This window comes from Bacteroidales bacterium (assembly GCA_035342335.1).
Lineage (GTDB): Bacteria > Bacteroidota > Bacteroidia > Bacteroidales > JAGONC01 > JAGONC01.
Genome location: DAOQWY010000035.1, coordinates 1 through 12,280, shown reverse-complemented (window position 1 = coordinate 12,280; position 12,280 = coordinate 1). Strand labels below are relative to the sequence as shown.

9 protein-coding genes are annotated in these 12,280 nt (G+C 51.0%); 4 read left to right on the top strand and 5 right to left on the bottom strand.

All coding sequences use genetic code 11. From position 1 onward, the window contains the following. Position 1: 1 nt before the first annotated feature. Both PKI34_12725 and folK read right to left on the bottom strand, forming a co-directional pair. Positions 2-637, bottom strand: a complete 636-nt coding sequence (locus tag PKI34_12725) for a deoxynucleoside kinase (GenBank protein HNS18674.1) — start codon at positions 635-637, stop codon at positions 2-4. Further along, positions 634-1,140 carry a 2-amino-4-hydroxy-6-hydroxymethyldihydropteridine diphosphokinase gene (gene folK, locus PKI34_12720; protein HNS18673.1) on the bottom strand — a complete coding sequence of 169 codons (507 nt, stop codon included), beginning with the start codon at positions 1,138-1,140 and terminating at the stop codon, positions 634-636. Before folK ends, PKI34_12725 begins: the two co-directional genes overlap by 4 nt. Before the next feature lie 101 nt (positions 1,141-1,241). Between folK and sppA the strand changes: the two genes are divergently transcribed. The 3 genes from sppA to PKI34_12705 are packed head-to-tail and all read left to right on the top strand — an operon-like array spanning position 1,242 to position 6,426. Beyond that, on the top strand, positions 1,242-3,020 hold the full coding sequence (gene sppA / locus PKI34_12715; GenBank protein HNS18672.1) for a signal peptide peptidase SppA: 1,779 nt from the start codon (positions 1,242-1,244) through the stop codon (positions 3,018-3,020). Positions 3,021-3,023: 3 nt separating this feature from the next. Further along, positions 3,024-3,980, top strand: a complete 957-nt coding sequence (locus tag PKI34_12710; protein HNS18671.1) for a PCMD domain-containing protein — start codon at positions 3,024-3,026, stop codon at positions 3,978-3,980. Positions 3,981-3,999: 19 nt separating this feature from the next. Further along, positions 4,000-6,426 (top strand): TonB-dependent receptor, encoded by a 2,427-nt coding sequence (locus PKI34_12705; GenBank protein HNS18670.1) that lies wholly within the window; start codon positions 4,000-4,002, stop codon positions 6,424-6,426. A 17-nt stretch (positions 6,427-6,443) separates the two neighbouring features. Here PKI34_12705 and PKI34_12700 read toward each other — a convergent pair whose 3' ends face one another. The 3 genes from PKI34_12700 to nifJ are packed head-to-tail and all read right to left on the bottom strand — an operon-like array spanning position 6,444 to position 10,870. Next, entirely contained in the window at positions 6,444-6,911 is a 468-nt protein-coding gene (locus PKI34_12700; GenBank protein ID HNS18669.1) for a heme-binding domain-containing protein, read from the bottom strand. Further along, positions 6,911-7,318: a heme-binding domain-containing protein gene (locus PKI34_12695; protein HNS18668.1), complete on the bottom strand. Its 408-nt coding sequence runs from the start codon at positions 7,316-7,318 to the stop codon at positions 6,911-6,913. The genes PKI34_12700 and PKI34_12695 overlap by 1 nt, the downstream gene beginning before the upstream one ends. A gap of 9 nt (positions 7,319-7,327) precedes the next feature. Then, a complete protein-coding gene (gene nifJ, locus PKI34_12690) occupies positions 7,328-10,870 on the bottom strand; it encodes a pyruvate:ferredoxin (flavodoxin) oxidoreductase (protein ID HNS18667.1) in 3,543 nt (1,180 codons plus the stop codon). A 283-nt stretch (positions 10,871-11,153) separates the two neighbouring features. On the opposite strand from nifJ, the gene PKI34_12685 reads away from it, so the two are divergent. Continuing rightward, the gene (locus PKI34_12685; protein HNS18666.1) at positions 11,154-12,167 is read left to right on the top strand and encodes a dihydroorotate dehydrogenase-like protein; all 1,014 of its coding nucleotides are present in this window, start codon (positions 11,154-11,156) and stop codon (positions 12,165-12,167) included. The last annotated feature ends 113 nt before the right edge of the window (positions 12,168-12,280 follow it).

The following is a 12,280-nucleotide window of genomic DNA, read 5'->3' as shown; positions in this document are numbered from 1 at the left end:
TTTATAAAACGATCCTGGTGATCTCCCTGGGATAATCCTGTGAAATGACTTCCACAAGCCGGTCGTAATCTTCCCGCAGTGCCACAAAATCAATGTAATTGGTATCGATGATCAGAATGCGCTGTCCGGTGTATTGCCTGAAAAACTCAAAATAGTTTTCCTGAATGCCCCTAAGGTAACTATCCCTGATCTCCTGTTCATACTCCCTTCCCCGCAGTTGAATGTTGTTCATCAGTTTATCGACATCCACGTGCAGGTAGACCAGCAGATCCGGTTTGGGAAGGAAGGAGGCCATCAGGTCAAAAAGCCGCTTGAACAGCATCAGTTCGTCATCACGTATGGTACGCCGGGCGAAGATGAGGGACTTATAAATAAAATAATCCGAAATGGTCATTGAGGTAAAAAGTTCCTGCTGTGGCAGCTGATCCTTGAGTTGCTGGAACCGGGAAGCCAGGAAGGATAGTTCCAGCGGAAATGCATACTTGTCGGGATCCTGGTAAAATTTCGGCAGAAAAGGATTATCCTCGAACTGCTCCAGGATCAGGCGTGCGTTGAATTGGGCTGCCAGCCGCAGTGCAAGGGAGGTCTTCCCGGCACCGATGTTTCCTTCAATGGAGATATGATTGTAGCGCATCATGCTTCCTGTTGAGTACTGGAACGGTAAATCCTGACATCCAGAGGATCGCCGTGGTTCAGGCACAATTCCCTGATCGGCCTGTTCAATACCGGATGGATCAGCTCCGGCGCGATTTCCATCAGCGGCACCAGGGTAAAGGCACGACGGTGCAACCGTGGATGGGGAATGGTCAGCCGCCTGGATTGAAGTACCAGGCGATCATAGAACAGGATATCAATGTCCATTACCCTTGGCTGATTGGGTTGGCCATCCCTTGTCCTCCCCATCCGTGATTCGATGGCCTGGGTCTCATCCAGCAATCCTTCAGGCGTCAGATGGGTCTCCAGGCAAATGACCTGGTTCAGGAATAAAGGTTGCGCCTCGTTCCCCCAAGGCTGGGTCTCATAGACCGATGAGGAAGCCAGAAGTTGTCCGGACGATTTCGTAAGAAGTCCGACAGTGGATTCCAGCATCTTTTCCCGGTCACCCAGGTTTCCCCCCAGCAGAAGATAGACTATTGCCATGGATGAGATGATCCTTTTATAAAACCAAAAATACGACAAGAATGCAATCCACATTAATTTTTTCGTAATTTAATGGCCTGAAACCAAAATCCACAGATCCTATGAAAGATTTCCTGAAATTCATGCTTGCCTCGATGGTTGGTTATCTCCTGATATCCATCATCCTGTTCTTTCTCTTCATGGTCCTTCTTTTCTCGGTGGCTTCCCTGGGAGAGAAGGAAACCGTTGTGGTTCCCAGCAATGCTGTGCTCCAAATGACACTTGATAAAAAGATCATGGACAGGGGCTCCAAAAATCCTTCCCTGACCAGCTTCACCAGTTTTTCGATGGAGAAGACCCCGGGACTGGATGATCTCCTGGCGTGTCTGAAGAAAGCCAGGGAAGATGATCGCATCAAAGGGATCTATCTCGATCTGACAAACCTGAATGCGGGGGCCGCCATCCTTGATGAGTTGCGCACCGGCCTTACCGATTTCAGGGAATCCGGTAAATTCATCTACAGTTATGCGGATTCCTACAGCCAGGGATCCTATTACCTGGCCACGGCGGGCGACAGGATCTACATGCATCCCAAGGGGATGATGCTCTTTAAGGGACTATATGCAGAGGTGACGTTCTATAAGAACACGCTGGAGAAAATGGATGTTGAAGCTCAGCTGATCAGGCCCATGAACAACCGGTTCAAAAGCGCGATGGAACCTTTCATCCAGGACCGCATGAGCGACGCCAACCGGGAGCAGACCGGCCGTTTCATCACGACCATGTGGGATCACATGGTTGGACAAATATCCGCTTCCCGCAACATACCTGTTGCTGAACTCAACCGCATCGCCACTGAACTGGAGGCCACAAAAAAACCGGACTTTGCTGTCAGGGCGAAGCTGATTGACGGATTATTATACAAGGACGAGTTCATGGCTGAGATCCGAAACACGCTGGGGATCAAGGAAGAAAAGAAGATTCCTTCCATCACGCTGAAGAAGTATATGGACTATGTGCCCCAGAAGAAGCAAAAAGAATATCATAAGAACAAGATCGCTGTCATTTATGCGCTGGGCAGCATCAGTGGCGGAGAGGGAGATGATTACGCAATCGGGTCGGAACGTTTGTCCAAAACGATCCGTGAAGCCAGGCTGGATACCAATGTCAGGGCGATTGTACTGCGGGTGAACTCACCGGGCGGGGATGCGCTGGCATCCGATGTCATCCTGAGGGAACTGATGCTGGCAAAGCTCAGGAAACCGGTGGTGGCCTCCTACGGCGACGTTGCCGCTTCGGGAGGATACTGGATTTCCTGCATGGCTGATAAAATCGTCGCACACGAGAACACGATCACCGGTTCGATCGGCGTATTTGGCTTCATTCCCAACATGGAAGGCCTGCTGACCAACAAGCTCGGATTGACGTTCGACCAGGTGGAAACCAACGCCAATGCTGAATTCATGGCGCTGAACCGTCCAATGACCGCAAAAGAGAAAGAGGTGCTGCAATATGAGGTTGACGACATCTATGCCACTTTTCTGGCCTATGTGGCCGAAGCGCGTAAGATCCCCGTCGAAAAAGTGGATAGCATTGCACAGGGTCGTGTCTGGAGCGGCGTTGATGCAAAACGCATTGGCCTGATCGATGAATTCGGGGGACTGGACGACGCCATCAAACTGGCTTCTGAACTGGCAGGAATCCCTGACTATAAGGTGGTTTCCCTGCCAAAACAAAAAGATCCCCTGCAGCAGATCATGGACGAATTGATGGGGAAAGATCCGGAGACACGCATCCAAAAGGAGATCGGGGATTTCTATCCCTACTACCGGATCTGGAAAGAGATCTCCACGATGAAAGGCGTCCAGGCACGGATGCCGTATGAGCTTCAAATCCATTAGACCATGATGCAGAACCCTGTCAGGAAAATCCCGCTGATCCTTGCTTGCCTGGCCATTCAGGGTTGGGCAGGTGCACAGCAACAGATCGAAAACGGAAGTTTTGAAATCTGGGAAGATGCGGGTACCGTCGCAGAGGAACCGGTTGACTGGAGTTCCATAAAGACATCGGACAACGATATTACCAATTCCGCTGCCCCGCTGGTGTGGGACCGCTCGACCGATGCGCATTCAGGCAATTATTCCGTGAAACTGTACAATGTGGCCTCCTTTGGCGTTGTCGCCACCGGCACGCTGACCAATGGTCGGGTGCACGCCGAATTCAACCCCGACAGTGCGTACGTGTATACACAAACGGACGATGCCCGCTGGCATGCCGCGTTCACCGACAGGCCTGACAGCCTGGTGGGATGGTACAAGTACTTCCCATCGGGCAACGACCGGGGCGGGATCAGGGCCATCCTGCACAGCAACAAGGGGGGAGCCTTGCCCGAACACGGAACCCACGGTAACTGGGTGGCCGATGCAAACTTCATCATGCCCGAAGGAACCGCTGATTCCTGGACCCGATTTTCAGTACCCTTCGACTACCTTTCCGGCGACACGCCCGGGTACCTGCTCGTTGTGATCAAGGCAGGGTTTGGGACCGATGCCATCGCAGAGAGTTACGGACTTTTCGACGATCTGCAGCTGATCTACAGCAATTCGGGCGGCACCGGCGATATCGCGGAGGAAAAAATCAACTTTGAACTCATCGGGAATAAGGTTCTTTTCAGGGAAGCGGCCCCTGATGTACTCAAAAATACCACCTTCCGGATCCTGGACCTGAGGGGCAGGATCCTTTTCGAGGTGCATTCCCCGGAGACAGAACTCACCCTTCCGTTGCGGCTGCCTGCGGGGATCTATGTCGGATGCATTCTGTATGACAACGGCATGCGGTCGAAGAAAATTTTTCTCGACTAACTGAAATATCCGTAGTCTCATGGCGTCTTTTTCTTTCAGATCCGGAGCAGTGCTCCTGCTTATTTTTGGATTACTCGCACTGACAGTTCCATCCTCCGCACAGGAGTACGGAATTTTCAGGGGCAGGGTCATTGACGCCAGCACGGGTGAACCCCTGGTGGGAGCCAGCATCATCCTGCGATCGGATCCAACCATAGGGGCTGCTGCTGACCTTAACGGCAGGTTCAGCCTAACCCTGAAACCCGGAACCCATTCCTTGCTGATCAACTATACCGGGATGCAGTCCGACACGCTCACGGTGACCATCGGGGCAGGCAAGACCGTTGAAAGAGCGGTCGAACTCAACCCCTACATCAGTGAGATAAAAGGAGTTGAAGTAAAAGGAGGCAAATACGAAAAAAAATACGAAGACCTCAGCTCCTCTCTGGAGGTGATCAAATCAGCGTCCATCGAAAACAATAACTCCAGGAGCATCAAGATGGCCCTCGACCATACGCCAGGCATGAACATCCTGGACGGGGAGGCCCAGATCCGCGGAGGAAGTGGATTCACATTCGGGGTGGGCAGCAAGGTGGCGGTTTTTGTGAATGACCTGCCCATGCTTACCGGTGACGCCGGACGAACCTTGTGGGATCTGATCCCCGTGGAAAATGTCGAACAGATCGAGGTCATCAAAGGCTCCTCCTCGGTTCTTTCCGGGGCGGCCTCTCTCAGCGGAGCCATCTATATCCGCACCGCTTACCCCAAGGCAAAGCCTCTAACCAAAATTAATGCCTACACGGGTTGCTATGCCTCACCCAGGGATAAATCGTACAAGTGGTGGGACGATTACCCCTATATCGCCGGGGTCAACTTCCTGCACTCCCAAATGTTCGGTAACCTGGATGTGGTGGTGGGCGGACAGGTGAATTTTGATCACGGGTATATCGGTGCACCCCGCCCCGGCAAATACGTCATCGACACGGTCAGTGATTTTTCAGACGACCAGATGGCCAGCAGTCAGTACCGTCTGAACTTCAACCTGCGTTACCGGTCGAAAAAGATACAGGGACTGGATTACGGGCTCAACGGAAACATCATTCAAAACAACACCCAGATGACGATGGCCTGGCTGGACGACACCTCCGGTTTTTTCAGGGCATATCCCGGGTCGGTCATCCTGCAGGATATGTTCAGTTTCTTTCTGGATCCATTTTTCAATTACTACACGCAGACGGGCCTGCGTCATTCACTGAAAGCAAGGATATTCCATCTGAACAACGTCATGTCGAACGACCAGTCGACCCGGCAAACGGTGCTCATCGGGGATTATCAGTTTCGCCGCAGATATGATTTCCTGGGAGGATTTGAATTCATCGGGGGTGCCACGGGGCACTACACATCGTCTCACGCGAAAATGTACGGCGGTTCAGGATCACCCGACAACGCCCTGCTCAACCTGTCGGGTTATGTGCAGTTCGAAACGAACATTTTCAGCACTATCAACCTTTCTTTTGGTGCGAGGGTGGAACACTTCAGCCTGAACGACACCGTCGACGATACCAAAGGTGTTCTCCGCGTGGGCGGTACGCTGAAACTCATGCAGGAAACCTATCTGCGGGCCAACCTTGGACAGGGTTACCGCTATCCCACCATCGCCGAACGGTTCATCCGGACCTCCATGGGAGCCATCGCCGTCTTCGAGAATCCCGACCTGAAGCCTGAAACCAGCTGGAACGGAGAGATCGGGTTGCGCCAGGGCCTGAAATTCGGGACCTACTTCGGCTATCTTGATCTGGCCCTCTTCTACCAGGAATACAGTAATACCATCGAATACCTTTTCGGTTTCTGGGATCCCGACTTCACCTTCGCCGTGGCCGGATTCAAATTCCTGAATACGGGAAAATCCAAAATCACCGGCGTTGACATTACCTTCAACGGCATTGCCCAAATCACCGAAAAGATCCAGCTGAATACGGTTTTCGGATACAGTTATATCATGCCAAAAGCCCTGGAGCCTGATCTGGTTTTTGCCCACGACTACAACCCGGGAGGAAATACGGCGTTCAGTTACAACTCCACCAGCGTGGACCCATCACGGAACATCCTGAAGTACCGTTTTCTGCATACCCTCAAATGCGACCTGGAAGTGCACTATGCCAGCTGGACACTGGGATACAGTTTAAAGTACCTGAGCAGGGTGGAAAACCTGGACAAGACCATTGCCGATTTTGAACAGGCCACCATCAATTCAGGAGGAACGTTGCAACCGATCCTCTACATGAACTACTTTAACCACCATAACAATGGAAACGTCATCATGGACTGCCGTCTCAGCCACATGTTCGGTGAGCATCATAAAGTAGCGTTGATTGCGAAGAATTTCCTCAACCGGACGTATTCGCTCCGGCCGCTGAAAGCTGAGGAAATGGGCAGTGTGATCCTGCAGTACTCGCTGAAACTGTGAACCGTGACCCAGGCTGCTTACTGCCCGAGTAATCTTAAACTTTCCAGATCAATCCATTTTAAGAGCTGCTCTTTCTGATCCGAGGATAACCTGGCTTTTTTATGCAGCCGGGCATACCCTTTCAGCGGCATCTCTCCTTTGGTCACTGCATCACCCATCTCCTGAAGGGCGCTGATCTTTTCCCGGTCAGAAAGCAATCCCCATTCCGAAAAATTCAGATCCTCCTTCCCTTCTTTGATATGCGATGCAAGCATCCAGGAAACAGGAGCGATCCGGCTGTACCAGAGGTAGTGCGTATTATTGGAATGACAATCGTAACAGCTGTGGCCGAGTATATCCTTCACTTCCAGTTCTTTATCCACTACCTGCGAAAAAAGATCATTCACCCCCACTTCAGTGCTGATGTTTTTGGGTGACTGAAAAAATTGAATGACCACAAAAGCAATCAGCAGGATCCCAAGAGATATCCATAGTGCTCTTTTCATCATTCCTCTTTTTCTCCCATCAGCTTCCTGGATTCCTCGTCGGTCCAGTTGCAGACCAGCGTGATCTGCTCAGGCGTCAGCTTGCGGTCCGGGTGTTTGGACAGGTATTTTCCCGGGGGCATGTCGCCTTTGGTTATCTCTGAACAGATCTCATCCATCGCACCGACTTTCTTGACCTCAGTAAATTCAATCCAGTTATCGAAATTCAGTTTGGCTTTTGCTTTGATGTTTTTGGATGCCGAGGTATGGCAATCATAACATGAAAGTTGAAGAATCTGAGCGACATTTTCCGGGAAAACGGTTTCCTCACTTCGTATGCTCCCGGCCGATCCATCAGGCGAAGTAAGGGAGACATAAGCGATCAGCAAACCAATGGCGGTGAGCCCTAATAAAATTGATCTTTTCATATAATGGTATTATTGGTTAACATCTGACCAATCCATGGATGCCATCCTCACATAGCTCTTATACCGCCAGCGGGCATTTCTTTCTGCTTCCTTGAACAGGACAACTGCTTCTTCAGGGAAGGCAAGCCTCAGGGACGTATAACGGACCTCTCCGTTCAGGAAATCCTGGAATTTGGACCAGTCGGGTTCCTTGGAATCCAGCTGGAACGGATTTTTACCTTCTTTTTCCAGCAGGGGATTAAAGCGGTACAGTTGCCAGTAGCCGGCTTCCACGGCCCTCTTTTCTTCTTCCTGGGTCTTGTTCATTCCTGCGCGCAGACCGTGATTGATACACGGTGCATAGGCGATGATCAGGGAAGGACCGGGGTATGCCTCCGCTTCGCGGATGGCCCGCAATGTCTGGGACTGGTTTGCCCCCATCGCGATCTGGGCGACGTAGACGTATCCATAGTTCATGGCCATTGCACCCAGGTCTTTCTTCCTGATCTTTTTACCCGAGGCTGCAAATTTGGCTACAGCTGCCACCGGAGTGGATTTGGAAGCCTGTCCGCCTGTGTTGGAATATACCTCCGTATCGAGAACCAGTACATTGATATCATCACCCGATGCCAGCACGTGGTCAAGTCCGCCATAGCCAATGTCGTAAGCCCATCCGTCGCCACCGATGACCCAGACCGATTTTTTGACCAGGTAGTGTTTCAGGTCATACAATTCTTTTGCAACCGGATTGGATTCCTTCTTGAGCAAGGGAAGGATCTGACCGGTGATCTCACGTGATTTCAGTGCATCATCCTTCCATTCGATCCACTGGGCAAAAAGTTCCCTGAGGGGTTCCGGCAAGGTTTTTCCGTTTTCGGACATCAGCCTGGCCATCCGCTCACGGATCTTCCCCAGGGCCGTCACCATCCCGAATCCATACTCAGCATTATCCTCAAACAAAGAGTTGGCCCAAGCCGGTCCAAAGCCCGACACCTTATGGGTGGTGTAGGGCATCGAGGGTGCAGATCCTCCCCAGATGGATGAGCAGCCGGTGGCGTTGGCGACCATCATGCGTTCGCCGTAAAGCTGTGTGATCAGTTTCACGTAGGGCGTTTCGCCACAGCCGGCGCAGGCGCCCGAAAACTCGAACAAAGGTTGCGCAAACTGGCTGTTTTTCACGCTCTTATCTTTTTCAGCAAGATGATCCTTGTAGGAAACGTTTGCTTCCAGGTAGTTCCAGCGGTTGATTTCCCCAAACTGGGTTTCCAGCGGTTTCATCACCAGGGCCGGTTCTTTTGCAGGACAAACCTCGGCGCAATTGGCGCATCCGGTACAGTCGAGCGGCGAAAGCTGAAGCCTGTACTGCAGTCCTTCGTAGGTCTTGGGTATCGCCTTTAACGTGGCCGTACCTTCCGGCAGATTCTTCATCTCTTTCTCATCCAGAAGGAAAGGCCGGATGCAGGCGTGGGGGCACACATAGGAGCACTGATTGCACTGGATGCAATTCTCAGGGATCCATTGCGGGACATTGACAGCCGTTCCCCTTTTTTCATAGGCAGCCGTTCCCGGAGGGAACGTACCGTCTTCCCTGCCAACAAAGGCGCTCACGGGAAGATCGTCGCCCTTCATGGCATTGATCGGATTGGCCACCTCATGGATGAATTCCGGCAAATCTTCCTGCTTTTGCCCACCATCGACCGGCAGCTTTGACCATTCAGCAGGGACCTCGATCTTTGTCACGTCACCTCCCCGTTCGATCGCCGCGAAATTCATGTTCACCACCTCTTCTCCTTTGCTGCTGAACGACTTGATGATGGCTCTTTTCATGTCACTAACCGCATCCTCATAAGGAACTACGCCGGATATCCTGAAGAACGCCGATTGCATGATCGAATTGGTGCGGCCTCCCAGGCCTATCTCTTCAGCAACCTTCGTGGCATTGATGACATAGAACTGGATCTGGTGATCAGCCATATATTTCTTTATGTGATTGGGTAGGTGAGCCTTTGTCTCTTCTTCATCCCATATGCTGTTCAGCAGGAACGTCCCACCTTTTTTAAGCCCCTTCAGCATGTCGTATTTGTCGAGGTAAGCGGGAACGTGACAGGCAACAAAATCAGGGGTATTGACCAGATAGGTGGAGCGTATGGGCTGATCCCCAAAGCGCAGATGGGAGGTCGTAACACCACCGGATTTTCTCGAGTCATAGGCAAAATAGGCCTGGCAGTATTTATTGGTTGTATCTCCAATGATCTTGATGGAGTTTTTGTTGGCAGTCACGGTTCCGTCGGATCCGATGCCATAGAATTTAGCCTCAAAGGTTCCTTTCGGCGCCAGGCTGATTTCAGGAAGAAGGGGCAGCGACAGATGCGTCACATCATCCTTGATGCTGATGGTGAATCCATTCCGGGGATTGGGTTGCTTGAGGTTTTCAAAAACGGAAAGAACGTGCGCCGGCGTTGTGTCCTTTGAGCTCAAACCGTAACGTCCGCCGACGATCAGCGGCCTGTTCTCCTTATCATAAAATATTTCCTTTACATCGAGATAGAGGGGGTCACCCGTTGCCCCGACTTCTTTTGAACGGTCGAGGACGGCAATGCGCTTTACCGTTTTTGGACAAACCTTGAAGAAATACTTTTCCGAGAAAGGCCGGTAGAGGTGGCAGGTGATCAGGCCCACCTTTTCGCCTTTGGCCATTAGGAAATCGACAACTTCCCGGGTCGTTTCAGTCACGGTGGTCATGGCCACGATGATATGTTCCGCATCGGGAGCTCCATAGTAAGTAAAGGGATGGTACTCGCGGCCTGTGAGCTTAAAGATTTCCTGCATATAGGCATCCACGACATCTGCCACCGGTTCATAGAACGGATTGGAAGCTTCCCTGGCCTGGAAGAAGATGTCAGGATTCTGTGCCGTACCACGGGTGACCGGATTTTCCGGATTCAACGAGCGCAGGCGGAATGCTTTAAGTTGTTCCTGATCGACCAGGGGTGCAAGGTGTTCTTTTTCAAGTGCTTCGATTTTCTGTAATTCGTGTGAGGAACGGAATCCGTCGAAAAAATGCAGGAAGGGGATCCGTGTGCGGATGGCCGTCAGATGCGCCACGGCTGCCAGGTCCATGATCTGCTGGATGCTTCCGCTGGCCAGCAGGGCAAAGCCTGACTGGCGGACGGCATACACGTCGCTGTGGTCGCCAAAGATCGAAAGTGCGTGGGTAGCCAGAGTACGGGCACTCACGTGAAAGACTCCGGGAAGGAGCTCTCCCGATATTTTATACATATTGGGTATCATCAGTAAGAGTCCCTGTGACGCAGTAAACGTCGAGGTCAGGGCACCTGCCTGCAACGAACCGTGCATGGCCCCCGCCGCACCACCTTCTGACTGCATCTCCTTGACACGCACTACCTCACCAAAGATATTCGTTCTTCCATGTGCAGCCCATTCGTCAATGTATTCAGCCATCGTTGATGAAGGAGTGATCGGATAAATACAGGCCACTTCACTGAACATGTAGGCAATATGGGATGCTGCCATGTTCCCGTCGCAGGTGATAAATCGCTTTTTATTCGTCATAACTATATGAATTGTTGTTAATGTATAAATGTCTTATTTACAAACGATTTGCAGACATTTTTTGCCGGTGCGAAATTATGAAATTAAAATGAATTGGGTAAATAAAACCATCTCATTTAAAGGAGAGGATCTTTATTTAAAATCATTTTAGATTGGAGCCATCTTCCGGATAAAATAAAAAAAATTGTACTTTTGTCACGCAGGAATCAGCTTTTATGACTTCCTTAATTTCCAAAAAATCAGGATTCTTGACTGAACCAATCCAACACAAACAACACAACCTATGAGTGATCTGAGAACGCATTATATGGGCATCGAGCTTAAAAATCCCATCATTGTGGGGGCCTCGAACCTGGTACTGGACGAGCTGCATCTGAAGCAGATGGAGGAAGCCGGAGCCGCTGCGATCGTCTATAAGTCGCTTTTTGAAGAGCAGGTCCAGCTGGAGAATCTTGCCCTGTCGGAAGCCCTGGATGAATATTCGGAGCGGCATGCCGAAATGACCACCCTTTTCCCGGACATTGAGCACGCGGGCCCGAAGGAATTCCTGATGAATCTGCGCAAGGCCCGTAAAGTGCTTTCGATACCACTGTTTGCAAGCCTGAATGCAGTCTATAAAGAAACCTGGGTGGAATACGCTGAACAGTTGACTGATACAGGCGTGGATGGCCTGGAACTCAACTTTTATTCCGTACCCCTGGACTTCAATAAAAGTGAGGTAGTCATCACGGATGAACAAATCACGATCCTTAAAGAAGTCAAAAAAGCAGTATCCATCCCGGTGGCGGTGAAACTGAGCCCGTTCTATACGAATCCACTGTATGTCATCAAAAAGATGGATGAAGCCGGCGCTGACGGTGTGGTTCTTTTCAACCGGTTGTTCCAGCCCGACATTGACATTGACCTTGAGGAGAACTATTTTCCCTATAACCTCAGTCACCAACAGGACAGCCGGATCGCCCTGCGGTTTGCAGGACTGCTTTACGGAAACGTCAATGCCAGCATTTGCGCCAACACCGGCATCCTCACCGGAGAAGACGTCCTCACAATGCTGCTTGCCGGTGCCGACTGCGTCCAGGTGGTCAGCACGCTGTACAAGAACCAGATCGAATATATCCGCACCATGCTCACAGATATCCAGGAATGGATGCAGGACAAGCACTATCAGAAGCTGGATGATTTTCGCGGCAAACTTTCCAAAAAACGCATCAAAGACCCCTTCGCCTATAAAAGGGCTCAATACATTGACATATTGCTGAGATCAGAGGAGATATTCAAGCGGTACCCCTTGCGTTGAAATGAGAGAGGAGAAAGGAGAGAGGAGAATGGAGAGATCAAGGTTTTTTTAATTTTTTCTCTCTCCTCTCTCCTCTCTCCTCTCTCCTTTCTCCTCTCTCCTCTCTCCTCTCT